11 protein-coding genes and 1 pseudogene are annotated in these 15,444 nt (G+C 70.8%); 5 read left to right on the forward strand and 7 right to left on the reverse strand.

Annotated elements, in window-relative coordinates:
* Positions 1-3: 3 nt before the first annotated feature.
* From I2W78_RS10925 to thpD, 3 genes and pseudogenes are all read left to right on the forward strand, one after another.
* A pseudogene (locus tag I2W78_RS10925) lies at positions 4-381 on the forward strand (ectoine synthase); the annotation flags it as partial.
* Positions 382-408: 27 nt separating this feature from the next.
* The gene (gene ectA / locus I2W78_RS10930) at positions 409-984 is read left to right on the forward strand and encodes a diaminobutyrate acetyltransferase (RefSeq protein WP_196464503.1); all 576 of its coding nucleotides are present in this window, start codon (positions 409-411) and stop codon (positions 982-984) included.
* A complete protein-coding gene (thpD, locus tag I2W78_RS10935) occupies positions 981-1,871 on the forward strand; it encodes an ectoine hydroxylase (RefSeq protein ID WP_196459040.1) in 891 nt (296 codons plus the stop codon). Before ectA ends, thpD begins: the two co-directional genes overlap by 4 nt.
* Positions 1,872-1,921: 50 nt before the next feature.
* Here the strand turns inward: thpD and I2W78_RS10940 are convergent, their stop codons facing one another.
* A complete protein-coding gene (locus tag I2W78_RS10940; protein WP_196459042.1) occupies positions 1,922-2,932 on the reverse strand; it encodes a GlxA family transcriptional regulator in 1,011 nt (336 codons plus the stop codon).
* A 70-nt stretch (positions 2,933-3,002) separates the two neighbouring features.
* On the opposite strand from I2W78_RS10940, the gene I2W78_RS10945 reads away from it, so the two are divergent.
* A complete protein-coding gene (locus I2W78_RS10945) occupies positions 3,003-4,304 on the forward strand; it encodes an MFS transporter (protein WP_196459044.1) in 1,302 nt (433 codons plus the stop codon).
* On the opposite strand, the gene I2W78_RS10950 is transcribed toward I2W78_RS10945, so the two are convergent.
* Positions 4,288-4,872, reverse strand: a complete 585-nt coding sequence (locus I2W78_RS10950; RefSeq protein WP_196459046.1) for a TetR/AcrR family transcriptional regulator — start codon at positions 4,870-4,872, stop codon at positions 4,288-4,290. The two genes, I2W78_RS10945 and I2W78_RS10950, sit on opposite strands and share 17 nt — an antisense overlap.
* An 84-nt stretch (positions 4,873-4,956) precedes the next feature.
* Between I2W78_RS10950 and I2W78_RS10955 the strand changes: the two genes are divergently transcribed.
* Positions 4,957-6,480 (forward strand): MFS transporter, encoded by a 1,524-nt coding sequence (locus I2W78_RS10955; protein WP_196459048.1) that lies wholly within the window; start codon positions 4,957-4,959, stop codon positions 6,478-6,480.
* Positions 6,481-6,543: 63 nt separating this feature from the next.
* Here I2W78_RS10955 and serA read toward each other — a convergent pair whose 3' ends face one another.
* The 5 genes from serA to I2W78_RS10980 form a co-directional block, all read right to left on the reverse strand.
* The gene (serA, locus tag I2W78_RS10960) at positions 6,544-8,133 is read right to left on the reverse strand and encodes a phosphoglycerate dehydrogenase (RefSeq protein WP_196459049.1); all 1,590 of its coding nucleotides are present in this window, start codon (positions 8,131-8,133) and stop codon (positions 6,544-6,546) included.
* 264 nt (positions 8,134-8,397) lie between these two features.
* A complete protein-coding gene (gene ilvC / locus I2W78_RS10965) occupies positions 8,398-9,396 on the reverse strand; it encodes a ketol-acid reductoisomerase (protein WP_196459050.1) in 999 nt (332 codons plus the stop codon).
* 120 nt (positions 9,397-9,516) lie between these two features.
* On the reverse strand, positions 9,517-10,041 hold the full coding sequence (ilvN, locus tag I2W78_RS10970) for an acetolactate synthase small subunit (RefSeq protein WP_196459053.1): 525 nt from the start codon (positions 10,039-10,041) through the stop codon (positions 9,517-9,519).
* Between the two features lie 21 nt (positions 10,042-10,062).
* Positions 10,063-11,913, reverse strand: a complete 1,851-nt coding sequence (locus I2W78_RS10975; RefSeq protein ID WP_196459054.1) for an acetolactate synthase large subunit — start codon at positions 11,911-11,913, stop codon at positions 10,063-10,065.
* 237 nt (positions 11,914-12,150) lie between these two features.
* The gene (locus I2W78_RS10980) at positions 12,151-15,177 is read right to left on the reverse strand and encodes a putative bifunctional diguanylate cyclase/phosphodiesterase (protein WP_196459055.1); all 3,027 of its coding nucleotides are present in this window, start codon (positions 15,175-15,177) and stop codon (positions 12,151-12,153) included.
* Between the last annotated feature and the right edge of the window lie 267 nt (positions 15,178-15,444).

Here is a 15,444-nt window from a genome sequence, read left to right on the forward strand (position 1 = left end):
ACCATGATCGTCCGTTCGTTCAAGGACATCGAAGGCACCGACCGGCATGTGAAGGCCGCGTCCGGCACCTGGGAGAGCAAGCGGATCGTCCTGGCCGGCGAGAAGGTCGGTTTCTCCCTGCACGAGACCACCGTCTACGCCGGCACCGAGACGTCGATGTGGTACGCCAACCACATCGAGGCCGTCCTCTGCGTCGAGGGCGAGTCGGAGCTGACCAACGAGGAGACCGGCGAGAAGCACTGGATCACCCCCGGCACGATGTACCTCCTCGACGGCCACGAGCGGCACACGCTGCGGCCGAAGACCGACTCCCGCTACATCTGCGTGTTCAATCCGCCGGTCACCGGCCGGGAGGACCACGACGAGAACGGCACGTACCCCTCCTCACCGACGCCGAGGCGGCCTGACATGCCGGCGCAGCTGCGGCAGAACGCACCGGCCCCGGCCCGCAAGCAGGCGGTGTTCCGCACGCCGACGCCGGACGACGGCTTCGCGGTGTGGGAGCTGGTGGAGAACACCCCCGGCCTGGACTCCAACAGCCCGTACGCGTACGTCCTGTGGTTCCGGGACTTCGCCGACTGCTCCCTGGTGGCCACCGTCGACGACGAGATCGTCGGCTTCCTCACCGGCTACCGCCGCCCGGACGAGCCGGAGACGTACTTCGTGTGGCAGACCGCCGTCAGCCCGCGGCACGGCATCCCGTTCCTCGGCGTGAAGCTCTTCGACGCCGCGGCCGAACGGCAGCGGTCCCGTGGCGCGCGCTTCGTCGAGGCCAGCGTCTCGGCCGAGAACCGGTCCATCCTCATGGTGATCAAGCAGTACGCCCGCAGGCGCGCCGCGCCGGTCACCGAGCGGGTCCTCTTCCCCGGCGAGTGGCTGGGCGAGGGCCATCACGACGAGATCCTCCAGCGCGTCGGCCCGCTGGCCCCGACGACGGCCGACACCACGACCCCGACCTCCACCACGAAGGAGACCGCCCGATGACCACCACCCTGCGCCCCGACCTGTACCCCACCCGCGTCACCGGCGAGGCCGTCCCCCAGCCGCGGGTCGACCCGGTCGTCTGGGGCGACGCCCCCGGCCCGCTCGGCCAGGAGCAGCTCGACCACTACGAGTCCCGCGGCTACCTCGTCCTCGACAACCTGCTCACCGCCGACGAGGTGGAGACCTACCGCGCCGAGCTGCTGCGCCTGGGGCGGGACCCGGAGCTGCGGTCGAGTGAGCGCGTGGTGCTGGAGCCCGACTCCGACCGGATCCGCTCGGTGTTCGAGGTGGAGAAGGTCAGCGAGGTCTTCGCCCGGCTGCTGTTCTCGTCGCGACTCACCGACATCGCCCGGCAGGTGCTGGGCTCGGAGGTGTACGTCCACCAGAGCCGGGTCAACTACAAGCCCGGCTTCGGCGGTGCCGAGTTCGACTGGCACTCGGACTTCGAGACCTGGCACGCGGAGGACGGCATGTCCCGGCCGCGCGCGTTCAGCGTCTCCGTCGCGTTGAGCGAGAACCACCCCTTCAACGGCCCGCTGCTGGTCATGCCGGGCACCCACAAGACGTTCGTTCCGTCGGTCGGTGAGACGCCGCAGGACTTCCACAAGGAGTCGCTGCGGGTGCACCGCATCACGGTGGGCTCGCCCGGCCAGGAACAGCTGACGCGGATGGCCGAGCGGCACGGCATCGACCAGATCACCGGTCCGGCCGGCTCGGCGGTGATGTTCGACTCGAACCTGCTGCACGGCTCCAACGGCAACATCACGCCGTTCCCGCGCTCGAACATCTTCATCGTCTACAACAGCGTGGAGAACACCCTCGGGGAGCCCTTCGCGGCGCCCAAGCCGCGGCCCCAGCACCTCGGCAACCGGGAGTTCACCGGCTGACGTTCCGACTTGCCCGCGCGGGGCGGCCGTTGTGGCCGCCCCGCGCTCCGTCATGCCACGGCCCCGGTCCCCCGGAACGTCGCCCGGTAGGCGCTCGGCGAGGTGCCCACCGCGGCGTGGAAGTGCTGGCGCAGATTGGCGGCCGTGCCGAGACCCACCTGTGCGGCCACCTGGTCCACCGGCAGGTCGGACTCCTCCAGCAGCTCCCGGGCGCGCTCGACGCGCTGCTGGATCAGCCAGTTCATCGGTGTCGTACCGACCTCCTCGCGGAAGCGCCGGGTGAAGTTCCGTACGCTCATGGCCTCCTGGGCCGCCATCTGCCCCAGGGTGACGGGTTCGTGCAGCCGCCGCAGCGCCCAGCCGCGGGCGGCCGCCGTGGACGGCGAGGCCGGTTCCGGTACCGGGCGGCGTACGTACTGCACCTGGCCGCCCTCCCGGTGCGGCGGCACGACGGTGCGCCGGGCGACGTCATTGGCGACGGCCATGCCGAAGTCGCGCCGGATCATGTGCAGGCACAGGTCGATCCCGGAGGCGCAGCCCGCCGAGGTGAGGACGTCCTCGCCGTCGGTGTAGAGCACGTTCGCGTCCACGTCGACCTGTGGGAACAGCCGCGCGAACCGCTCGGCGTACCGCCAGTGCGTGGTCGCAGTCCGCCCGTCGAGCAGTCCGGCCGAGGCGAGCACGAAGGCACCCGTGCAGATCGAGGCCACGCGCGTGCCCGGACGGACGCGGGCGAGGGCGTCGGCGAGCGGCCCCGAGAGCTCGGGCGTCTCCTGCTCGTAGTCGTCGTACGAGGACAGCACGATCACCGTGTCGGCCTCCGCCAGCGCCTCGGGCCCGTGCCCGACCCGGACGGTGAAGTCCCCGTCCGTCGCGACCTCGCCCGCGCGCAGGGCGCAGGTGACGACCTCGTACAGCGGCTCTCCGTCCGCCGACGCGCCCTCGCGGGCCTGGCCGAACAGCTGGTGGACGATGCCCAGCTCGATCGGGAGCGTCATCTGGCGGACCAGCACGGCGATGTGATGGCGCGTGGGGTGGGAGAAGACAGTCCTGACAGCCATGGCCACATCCTTGCGCATCCCGGCCATCGAGACACTCGTTCCGGGCCATGTACGTCGGCAGGGTGGAACCATGGCTCAGCACACACAGACGCCCTCCCCCACGTCCGCCCAACCGCCCGCTCCACGCTCCGGTTCGCTCCGCGCCTGGGTCATGGCCGTCATCGCGGGCGCCGCCATCGTGACCGCCGGTGCCTTCACGACCGTGCCGGGCCTGCTGGTCACCCCGCTGCACGAGCAGTACGCGTGGGACCGCGGCGAGATCGCGCTGGCCGCCTCGGTCAACATGGTGCTCTTCGGCGTCACCGCCCCCTTCGCGGCGGCGCTGATGGACCGCGCCGGCATCCGCCGGGTGGCGGCGGGCGCCATGCTGCTCATCGCGGCCGGCGCCCTGCTCACCCAGTGGATGGCCACCTCCTGGCAACTGGTCGCGTACTGGGGCGTGTTGATCGGGCTCGGCAGCGGCTGCCTCACCATGACCTTCGCGGCCCAGATCACCGGCCGGTGGTTCGAGCGGCGGCGCGGCCTGGTCACCGGCGCGCTGAGCGCGTCCAGCCACCTGGGCCAGTTGCTCTTCCTGCCGCTGCTCGCCTGGGCGGTGGACCGCAACGGGTGGCGGCCGCCGGTGGTGACGCTGGCGCTTGCGGCGCTGACGGTGGCCGCCCTGGTGTGGCTGTTCCTGCGCGACCACCCGGCCGACATCGGCGCCAAGCCGTACGGGGGCGAGCGGTTCGTGCCCAAGCCCGCGCCCGCCGAAGGGGCCGCCCGGCGCACCGTGAAGGTCCTGTTCACCGCCGCCCGCACCGGCACGTTCTGGCTGCTGGCCGGGATGTTCGTCATCTGCGGCGCCTCCACCAACGGCATCATGTGGAGCAACTGGGTGCCCGCCGCCCACGACCACGGCATGCACGCGACCGTCGCGGCCTCGCTGCTGTCGCTGATCGGGATCTTCTCCGCGCTGGGCGCGGTCGCGTCCGGCTGGCTCACCGACCGCTTCGATCCGCGTCGGCTGCTGACCGTCTACTTCACCGTCCGCGCGCTCACCCTGCTCGCACTGCCCCTGCTGTTCGCCTCGACGGTACGCCCGACCATGGTCGTCTTCGCCGTCGTCTACGGCCTCGTCGACGTGGCGACGGTGCCCCCGGTCATCGCCCTGTGCCAGCGGGCGTACGGCGACGACGGGCCCATCGTGTTCGGCTGGGCCAACTCCGCCCACCAGTTGGGCGCGGGCGTCTCGGCCTTCCTCGGCGCCACCGCCCGCGACCTGTTCGGCTCGTACGACGTGGTGTGGATGGGGCTGAGCGCCATCTGCCTGGTGGCCGCCCTGCTGGCCCTGGTCGTCCGGGCCCCGCGGCGGATCAGCGCCGCCGCGTAGCCTCGGCGACCACCTGCCGCAGGCCTTCGGTGAGCTCCTGGCCGGTCGGCGCGGTCTTGGGATCGAAGGTCCACTGGGCGATGAGGCCGGTCATCAGCGTGACGTAGAACTTGCCGAGGGTGTCCACGGCCTCGTCCGGTACGTCCTCCTCGCGTCCGCCCATGAGCAGCGGGATGAGGCCGCGCCCGGCCTCCCGCTGCGCCCGCGCGAGGTGTTCGCGCACCTCGGGCAGCTGGTCGCCCATGACGACGATCTCCATGCTGAGCCGCCACATCGAGCCGGGCTCCCGCATGGTGCCGATGATGTTCGACCAGACCTGGCCGAACCGCTCCAGGGAGCCGGGTGCACCGGTGATCTGCCCCTCGCCGCCCTCGAACTCGTCCCCCATCCCCTCCACCAGCGCGACGTACGCCTGGGCGAGGAGGGCGTCCTTGGAGCCGTAGTGGTAGCCGATGGAGGCGAGGTTGGTCCCCGACTCCTTGACGATGTCGCGCGCGGTGGTGCGCACGAAGCCCTTCTCCAGCAGGCAGCGCTTGGCGCCTTCCAGGAGGTCCTCACGGTGTCCCATGGCGCCATCGTAGCGCGACTCATATACAGGCGTCCTATACAGACGTACTAGACAACCGTTTAAGACGTCCGTACAGTCGCCGCCATGACGACGAACCCGACGAACACGCGCGCCGGACGCCGCGAATGGACCGCGCTCGGCGTGCTGATGCTGCCGCTGCTGCTGGTCTCGATGGACGTCTCGGTGCTGTACTTCGCGATCCCGGCGATCAGCGCGGACCTGGAGCCCACCGGCACCCAGCTGCTGTGGATCTTCGACATCTACGCCTTCGTCCTGGCCGGCCTGCTGATGACGATGGGCTCGCTCGGCGACCGCATCGGCCGCCGCAGGCTGCTGCTGATCGGCGCCGCCGCGTTCGGCGCCGCCTCACTGGTGGCGGCGTACGCGAACAGCGCCGAGACGCTGATCGCGGCCCGCGCCGTCCTCGGCATCGGCGGCGCGACCCTGATGCCGTCGACGCTGGCCCTGGTCCGCACGCTCTTCACCGACCCCGCCCAGCGGGCGAAGGCGATCGCGACGTGGTCCGGCGTGATGACGGCGGGCGTCGCACTCGGCTCGGTGCTGAGCGGGGTGCTCGTGGAGTTCTTCTGGTGGGGCTCGGTCTTCCTGGTCAACCTGCCCGCGATGGCTCTGCTGCTGCTCCTCGGCCCGGTCCTGCTCCCCGAGTCGAAGGACCCGGCCCCCGGCCGCTTCGACTGGCTGAGCGTGCCGCTGTCGATGGCGGCGGTCCTGCCCGTCATCTACGGCCTGAAGGAGATCCCGTCGAACGGCTGGAACGTCGGCTACGTCGTCTCGATCACCGTCGGCCTGCTCTTCGCGACGCTGTTCGTGCAGCGCCAGCGCACGGCGACGTCCCCGATGATCTCCCCGGCCCTGTTCCGGGGCCGCGGCTTCAGCCCCGCCGTCGCCCTCAACCTGGTCGCGACCTTCGGGGTGATGGGCTCGACGTACTTCACCACGCAGTACCTGCAGTCGGTGCTCGACAAGAGCGCGCTGGAGGCAGCGCTGTGGGCCCTGCTGCCGTCGCTGCCCATCGGCATCGCGGCACCGCTGGCGACCCGGCTCGTCCAGAAGGGGATGGACCGCGCCTACGTCGTCACCGCGGGGTTCGCGATCGCGGCGAGCGGTTACGCGCTGCTGGCCTTCGCCGGCACGGACGCGCTGGGGCTGGTGCTGCTCGCGTGCGGAGTGCTCGCCTCCGGGCTGGTGATGGTCATGTCCCAGATCATGGACCTCGCCCTGGGCAGCGTCCCGGTGGAGCGGGCGGGCTCCGCTTCCTCCCTCATGGAGACCAGCGGGGAGTTCGGCGGCGCCCTCGGCATGGCGGTGCTCGGATCGATCGGTACGGCGATCTACCGCCATGAGATCCCGGCCTCGGCACCGGACGCCGCCCGCGAGACGCTGGGCGGAGCGCTGGCGATCGCCGATCAGGTCCCGGGACTGGCCGCGGCAGCGCGGGCGGCGTTCGCCGGCGGCATGCAGGGGGCGGCGATCGCGGGGGCGGCGGTGCTGGTGGGGGCGGCGGTGCTGGCGACGGCGACGCTGCGCCGGGTGCGGAACATGCAAAGCGCCGGACAGACTGACCAACTCAGCCCGTCCGGCGTTTGAGGACGAGGCCCGTTCAGGGCCGAAGCGGGGGCCTGGGGGCGGCAGCCCCCAGGGACGGCAACCTCAGACGAGGTTCACCGCACGAGCAGACGTCGCCCCGATCTCCGAGGCGACCTCGGCGAGCACTCCCGTGGGCACCGCGTCATCGACGGTCAGCACAGCCAACGCCTCGCCGCCCGCCGCCGCGCGAGCGACCTGCATACCGGCGATGTTGATCCCGGCCTCGCCGATGATCCGGCCCACCGTGCCGACGACGCCCGGCCGGTCCTCGTACCGCAGGACCACCATGTGTTCGGCCAGCGCGAGGTCCACGTCGTACTCGCCGACCGCGACGATCTTCTGCAGGTGCTTGGGACCGGCGAGCGTGCCGGACACCGACACCTCCTCGCCGTCGCCGAGCGTGCCGCGCACGGTCACGACGTTGCGGTGGTCCGGCGACTCCGAGCTGGTGGTCAGCCGCACCTCGACGCCGCGCTCCTGGGCGAACAGCGGGGCGTTGACGTAGGACACGGTCTCGTCGACGACGTCCTCGAAGACACCCTTGAGGGCGGACAGCTCCAGCACCTTCACATCGTGCTGGGTGATCTCGCCGTACACCTCGACGTCGAGGCGGACGGCCACCTCGCCGGCGAGCGCGGTGAAGATCCGGCCGAGCCGCTCGGCGAGCGGCAGACCCGGCTTGACGTCCTCGGCGATGACACCGCCCTGGACGTTCACCGCGTCCGGGACCAGCTCACCGGCGAGGGCGAGACGGACGGACTTGGCGACGGCGATACCGGCCTTCTCCTGCGCCTCGTCGGTGGAGGCACCCAGGTGCGGGGTGGCCACGACCTGGTCGAACTCGAACAGCGGCGAGTCCGTGCACGGCTCCTTGGCGTACACGTCCAGACCCGCACCGGCGACCCGGCCCTCCTTGAGGGCGGAGTACAGCGCCTCCTCGTCGACGATCCCGCCGCGCGCGGCGTTGACGATCCGCACGCTCGGCTTGACCTTGCGCAGCGCCTCGGCGCCGATCAGGCCCAGCGTCTCGGGGGTCTTGGGCAGGTGGACGGTGATGAAGTCGGAGACCTCGAGCAGCTCGTCCAGCGACAGCACCTTGACGCCCATCTGCGCGGCCCGCGCGGGCTGTACGTAGGGGTCGTAGGCGACGACCTTCATGCCGAAGGCGGACATCCGCTGGGCGACCAGCGCGCCGATGCGGCCGAGGCCCACGACACCGAGGGTCTTCTCGGCCAGCTCGACACCGGTGTACTTGCTGCGCTTCCACTCGCCGTTCTTCAGCGCCGCGTTGGCCTGCGGGATGTTGCGGGCGGTGGCGAGGATGAGGCCGCAGGCCAGCTCGGCGGCGGTCACGATGTTCGAGGTGGGGGCGTTGACGACCATCACGCCGGCCTTGGTGGCGGCGGAGACGTCGACGTTGTCCAGGCCGACGCCGGCTCGTGCGACGACCTTGAGCTGGTTCGCGGCGGCGATGGCCTCGGCGTCCACCTTGGTCGCGGAGCGGATCAGGATCGCGTCGACGTCGGCGATGGCGGGGAGCAGTTCGGCTCGGTCCGCTCCGTTGCAGTGCCGGATCTCGAAGTCCGGCCCGAGCGCGTCCACGGTGGCGGGCGACAGCTCTTCAGCGATGAGTACGACGGGTTTCGAGCTCACGTGAGTCCTCACAAGTCCAATGCGGACGGCCGTCCCGACGGCCGCAGGCGGTGGAGGGGGCTTGCCGCGTGGAAGACGCACGACGCTGTGGGCCTGACGCGTATGTAGTACGGCAGTGTAGTGGCGCTGCCTGGGTCGTCTTGCGCCTCTGCGGAAGGATCACCCGGACGAGAAACTCCATTTTGTATGGGGTCTTTGTATGGGGTCCGGGGCGAGGCCCCGTGGCAGCGCCCCGGCCGGGAGCACCGCCACGGGACACGGAGGTCAGGCCTCCTCGTTCACCCAGGACATCAGCTTGCGCAGCTCCTTGCCCGTGGTCTCCAGCAGGTGCTCGGAGTCCTGCTGCTTGTACTCGTTGTACTTCTTCAGACCGCCGTGGTACTCGTCCATCCAGGCCTGCGCGAAGGTACCGTCCTGGATCTCCGCCAGAACCTTCTTCATCTCGGCCTTGGTGGCGTCGGTGATGATCCGCGGGCCGGTGACGTAGTCGCCCCACTCGGCGGTCTCGGAGATCGACCAGCGCATCTTCTCCAGGCCGCCCTCGTACATGAGGTCCACGATCAGCTTCAGCTCGTGCAGGCACTCGAAGTACGCGATCTCGGGCTGGTAGCCGGCCTCGGTCAGCGTCTCGAAACCGGCCTTCACCAGGGCGGCCGTACCACCGCAGAGCACCGCCTGCTCACCGAACAGGTCGGTCTCGGTCTCCTCGGTGAACGTCGTTTTGATGACGCCGGCGCGGGTGCCACCGATGCCCTTGGCGTACGACAGGGCCAGCGCGAAGGCGCCTCCGGAGGCGTCCTGCTCGACGGCGGCGATGCAGGGAACGCCGCGGCCCTCCTCGTACTGACGGCGCACCAGGTGGCCCGGGCCCTTGGGGGCGACCATGCAGACGTCGACGCCGGCCGGGGGCTTGATGAAGCCGAAGCGGATGTTGAAGCCGTGGCCGAAGAACAGCGCGTCGCCGTCCTTCAGGTTCGGGGCGATGTGCTCCTCGTAGACCTGGGCCTGGATCGGGTCCGGGACGAGGATCATGATGACGTCGGCCTCGGCGGCGGCCTCCGCCGGGGTGACCACGCGCAGACCCTGCTCCTCGGCCTTGGCCTTGGACTTGGAGCCCTCGTGCAGACCGACGCGGACGTCGACACCCGAGTCACGCAGCGACAGGGCGTGGGCGTGGCCCTGGCTGCCGTAACCGATGACCGCGACCTTGCGGCCCTGGATGATGGACAGGTCGGCGTCGGCGTCGTAGAACAGCTCGGCCACTTTGGGTCTCTCCTTGGAGTGCTGATGTTGCGTCCCACCGTATGACGGCGGGGGGAGGGGAAGGTTCGAAGTCTCGCCATACGGGCGATCCGGGTTGCGCGGACCGCCCGTTTCACATCGTTACGCCGATCGGTCCAGCGCGCGCAGCGAGCGGTCCGTGATCGAACGCGCACCGCGTCCGATCGCGATCGTGCCGGACTGGACCAGTTCCTTGATGCCGAACTGCTCCAGCATCTTCAGCATCGCCTCCAGCTTGTCGCTGGAGCCGGTGGCCTCGATGGTGACGGCCTCCGGGGAGACGTCGACGGTCTTGGCGCGGAACAGCTGGACGATCTCGACGATCTGGGAGCGCGTCTCGTTGTCGGCGCGCACCTTCACCAGAACGAGTTCGCGCTGCACGGCCTGCGCCGGCTCCAGCTCGACGATCTTCAGCACGTTGACCAGCTTGTTGAGCTGCTTGGTCACCTGCTCCAACGGCAGGTCCTCGACGTTCACCACGATGGTGATGCGGGAGATGTCGGGGTGCTCGGTGACGCCGACCGCGAGCGAGTCGATGTTGAAGCCGCGGCGGGAGAACAGGGCGGCGATCCGGGCCAGGATGCCCGGCGTGTTCTCCACCAGGACGGAGAGCGTGTGCTTGGACATGTTCTTGACTCAGCTCTCTCTTCAGTCGTCTTCGTTGTCGCCGAAGTCCGGGCGGACGTCCCGTGCGGCCATGATCTCGTCGTTGGAGGTGCCGGCGGCGACCATCGGCCACACCATCGCGTCCTCGTGGACGATGAAGTCGACGACGACCGGGCGGTCGTTGATCGAGTTCGCCTCCTCGATGACCTTGTCGAGGTCGGCCGGGTCCTCGCAGCGGATGGCGTAGCAGCCCATGGCCTCCGACAGCTTCACGAAGTCGGGGACCCGGGTGCCCCGGGCCTGGGGGTTGACGTCGTCGGGGCCGGAGTGCAGCACGGTGTTGGAGTACCGCTGGTTGTAGAAGAGGGTCTGCCACTGGCGGACCATCCCGAGGGCGCCGTTGTTGATGACGGCGACCTTGATCGGGATGTTGTTCAGGGCGCAGGTGGTGAGCTCCTGATTGGTCATCTGGAAGCAGCCGTCGCCGTCGATCGCCCAGACCGCCTTGTCCGGGGCTCCGGCCTTGGCGCCCATCGCGGCCGGGACCGCGTACCCCATCGTCCCGGCGCCGCCGGAGTTGAGCCAGGTGGCGGGCCTGTCGTACTGGATGAAGTGCGCGGCCCACATCTGGTGCTGGCCGACGCCGGCCGCGAAGATCGTGCCCTCGGGGGCGAGTTGGCCGATGCGCTCGATGACCTGCTGCGGGGAGAGCGAGCCGTCCTCGGGCTGGTCGTAGCCGAGCGGGTAGGTGTCGCGCCAGCGGTTGAGGTCCTTCCACCAGGCCTCGTAGTCGCCCTGGTGGCCGTCGCTGTGCTCCTTCTGCACGGCCTGGATCAGATCGGCGATGACCTCGCGGGCGTCTCCGACGATCGGCACGTCGGCGGCGCGGTTCTTGCCGATCTCGGCCGGGTCGATGTCGGCGTGCACGATCTTGGCGTACGGGGCGAAGCTGTCCAGCTTGCCGGTGACGCGGTCGTCGAAGCGGGCGCCGAGCGCGACGATCAGGTCGGCCTTCTGCAGCGCGGTGACGGCGGCGACCGCACCGTGCATGCCGGGCATGCCGACGTGCAGCGGGTGGCTGTCGGGGAACGCGCCGAGCGCCATCAGGGTGGTGGTGACGGGCGCTCCGGTGAGCTCGGCGAGGACCTTCAGCTCGGCGGTGGCCTTGGCCTTGATCACGCCGCCGCCGACGTACAGCACCGGCCGCTTGGCGGAGGTGATCAGCTTGGCGGCCTCGCGGATCTGCTTGGCGTGCGGCTTGGTGACGGGCCGGTAGCCGGGCAGGTCCATGGTGGGCGGCCAGGAGAAGGTGGTCTTCGCCTGGAGGGCGTCCTTGGCGATGTCGACCAGGACCGGGCCGGGGCGGCCGGTGGCGGCGATGTGGAACGCCTGCGCGATCACCCGGGGGATGTCCTCGGCCTTGGTGACCAGGAAGTTGTGCTTGGTGATCGGCATGGTGATGCCGACGATGTCCGCCTCCTGGAAGGCGTCCGTGCCGATCGCCTTGGAGGCGACCTGACCGGTGATCGCGACCAGCGGCACCGAGTCCATGTGCGCGTCGGCGATCGGCGTGACCAGGTTGGTGGCGCCGGGGCCGGAGGTCGCCATGCAGACGCCGACCTTGCCGGTGGCCTGCGCGTAGCCGGTGGCCGCGTGACCGGCGCCCTGCTCGTGCCGCACCAGCACGTGGCGGACCTTGCCGGAGTCCATCAGCGGGTCGTACGCCGGAAGGATCGCGCCGCCGGGAATGCCGAATACCGTGTCGGCGCCGACCTCCTCGAGAGAGCGGATGAGGGACTGCGCACCCGTGACGTGCTCGGGTGCGGACTGTCCTCCGGATCGGGGCCGCGGCTGCGGGTGATGGGCCCCGGTGGCCTGCTCGGTCATCGGCATTCTCTTCTCGATGCTGAGGGTTTTTGCGAGATTTGTGCGGTGTACGACTGCTGTACGGCAGGTGCCTGTGCAACAAAAAACCCCTCGTGCCGTAAGGCAAGCGAGGGGAGCGCGCCGGTGTGGTCGCTGGGGTTGCCGGATCGTCCTCCGGTGATTCCCAGCTCAGCCGACGCGCTGTCCAAGTACGAGAATTCGGGTGCGCATGGAACTGACCCTCCCCCCGGCGCGCACCCACTGTCAAGTGGGTGGGACGGGAGTCTCATTATGTGAGCGCAGGGGTTGGGCCAGGGGTGTGCCGACCGGTGTGGCCACGGGCGTGGCCCCGCCGAAGACGGTGGTCACCCCTCCCGTGTACGTCGCCGCGCCGCCCGCGAAGGCGGGCTCGGCCGGCCCGTGCGGCACCGGATATTGGCCGGAACTGAGCGCCCGGCGCAGCCGGTACTCGTCCAGTGGCCCGGAGAAGGCCATGCCCTGGCCGTGCGTACAGCCCATCGCGCGCAGGGCGACGACCTGCTCGGGCAGATCCACGCCGTCCGCCACGGACTGCAGGCCGAGATCGCCGGCGATGCGCAACAGCCCGCTGGTGATCTTGTGCAGCCGCGCGGACTCGACGACGCCCTCGACCAGACCCCGTTCCAGCTTCAGCACGTCCACGGGGAGTCGCCTGAGCGCCGTGATGGCCGGGCAGCCGCTGCCGAAGCCGTCCAGCGCGATACGCACGCCGAGCCTCCTGAGGGCGCCCAGGCGGCGCTCCAGGTCGTCCAGGGGGACCTTGGCATCGATGTCGGACAGCTCGATGACCAGCGCCCCGGACGGCAGCCCGTGCCGGGTCAGCAGCGCCTCGACGGAGCCGAGGGGCATCGACCGGTCCAGCAGCCGGCGGGCGGCCATCCGGACGGCGACCGGTACGGCGTGGCCGGTGGCGGCGCGTTCGGCGGCCTGTTCCACGGCCTGCGCCAGCATCCAGCGGCTCAGCTCGGCCGTCCTGTCGCCGTCCTCGGCCACGCGCAGGAACTCCGCGGGCGTGAACAGCACCCCTTGGGACGACCGCCAGCGCGCCTGCGCGGTGACCGACGTGATCCGGCCGTCCTCCAGGCACACCACCGGCTGGTGCAGCAGCGTGAACTCGCCGTCGTGCAGCGCGGCCCGCAGCCGGGTGGCCAGCTCCGCCTTGCGTACGACGTCCTGCTGCATCTGTGGCTTGTACAGCTCGACCCGGCCCTTGCCGGCCGACTTCGCGCGGTACATCGCAAGGTCGGCGTTGCGCAGCAGCTCGCCCGCGCCGAGGCCCGGTTCGGCGAAGGCGACGCCGATGGACGCGGCGACCCGGACATCGTTGCCGTCGATGAGATACGGCTGCGACAGCGTCACCCTGAGGCGGTCGGCGAGCTCCAGGATGTTCCGTTCGCGGGCGGCCCGGTCCCGAGCGCCGTCGCCGACGATCAGGGCCGCGAACTCGTCGCCGCCCAGCCGGGACGCGGTGTCGCCCTGGCGGACCGCCTCCTGGAGTCTGCGCGCGGCCTGGACGAGCAGCTCGTCCCCGGCCTGGTGCCCGATCGTGTCGTTGACGGCCTTGAATCCGTCCAGGTCGATGAAGAGCACGGCCGTGCCCCGCAGGGCGGCACCGCGGTCGGTGCTGCGGCGACCGGACAGGGCCTGCTGGACGCGCTTGGTGAACAGCGCGCGGTTGGGCAGGTCGGTGAGCGGGTCGTGCTCGGCGTTGTGCTGCAACTGCGCCTGCAGGCGCACTCTTTCGGTCACGTCCCGGCTGTTGAAGATCAGGCCGCCGTGGTGCCGGTTGACGGTCGACTCGACGTTCAGCCAGCCGCCCTCGCCGGACCGGAAGCGGCACTCGATGCGCGTGGTGGGTTCCTCCAGGGGGCTGGCGGCGAGGAAGCGGCGCACCTCGTGCACCACGCAGCCCAGGTCCTCCGGGTGGATGAGTTCGGCCAGTTCGCTCCCCACCAGGTCCTCCGCCGGGCGTCCGTAGACCCCGGCGGCGGCCGGCGACACGTATCGGAGGATGCCGTTGGGCGCGGCGATCATGATGACGTCGCTGGAGCCCTGCACCAAGGAGCGGAAGTGGTTCTCCTTCTGCGCCAGTTCCTGGGTGAGGGTGATGTTGTCGAGCAGCATGATCCCCTGGCGCACCACGAGCGCGAGCACGACCGTGCCGCCGGTGAGCAGCACCACGCGGTCGACGCTGCGGCCGTTGAGCACGTTGTAGAGGATCCCCAGCGTGCAGACGGCCGCGGCGAGGTACGGCGTGAGCGCGGCCAGCGAGCCGCTGAGCGGCCGGGTGGCCGGATACCGGCTGGGCTCTCCCTGTTGTGCGGAGGGGTGCGGGTGGGCGTTGCCGCGCTGACCGGGCACGTGCTCGTGGACCACGCGCGCGTGCGGCTCGTCGCCGGGCTGTCCGGGGCGCGGGGTGGCCCAGGGGGCGTACGCCAGGAGCAGCGAGCCGGCGAACCAGCCCGCGTCCAGCAGTTGGCCCGAGTGGTAGTTGTCGTGCAGCAGCGGTGAGGTGAACAGGGCGTCGCACATCACGGTCAGGGCGAGCGCGCCGATCGCGGTGTTCACCGCGGAGCGGTTCGCGCCCGAGCGCCGGAAGTGCAGCGCGAGCACCATGCTGACCAGGGCGATGTCGAGCAGCGGGTACGCCAGCGACAGCGCGGTGTGCGCGACGCCGGGGCCGCCGCCCTTGGCCGCCTGGGCGAGCGCGAGGCTCCACGACAGGGTGACCAGGGAGCCGCCGATCAGCCAGGCGTCCAGGGCGAGGCAGACCCAGCCCGCCTTCGTCACCGGCCGCTTGGCGAGGACCAGCAGGCCCACGATGGCGGGCGGCGCGAAGCACAGGAAGAACAGGTCGGCGTAGCTGGGGCTGGGCACGGGCTGCCCGAGGACGACCTCGTACCACCCCCAGACCCCGTTGCCCAGGGCGGCCATCGCCGAGGAGAGGGCGAACAGCAGCCAGGCCGAGCGGAACCGGACGCGGCGGCTGTGCGCGTACAGGAAGCACGACACGGCGGCCGCGCCGGCCGCGGCGCTCAGCCCGAAGTCGCCCATGATCAGGGCGAGCTGGTCCGAGCCCCAGCCGACCGCGGAGCCGACGGCGTAGCCCGCGCACAGCAGGGCCAGGACGAGTTGGTGGTACATGCCCGACCCGGCGCGGGAGGCCGGCGGCCGGGGCAGCAGGGCGCCCGGCGCGCGGTGCGGCCGCAGCGCCTGATCGAGGGTGGCCGTGGCCGGCGAGGGCGCGTTCACCGGGCCCTCCCGGTCCGTACCACCGCCGGGTCCCGAGGGTCCCGGGGCGGGCAGGGCGCCTGCTTCCGGCGGCTGCTGTGCCTGCGCTGGTGATGGGTGTGGTGCCCGCCGTGACTGGCGTGATGGCCTCGTCGTCGCGTGGCCGTGCGCCAGGGCCGCCGTCGGCGGCCCCGCCTCGTCGGATCGTTCGTCCATAGGCCGTGCATCGCCCGTCGCCCCCCTCGCAGTCTGAAATGTCCATCCCCGGCGCCGAACGTACGCGGCGCA

The organism is Streptomyces spinoverrucosus (assembly GCF_015712165.1).
Taxonomy (GTDB): domain Bacteria; phylum Actinomycetota; class Actinomycetes; order Streptomycetales; family Streptomycetaceae; genus Streptomyces; species Streptomyces spinoverrucosus_A.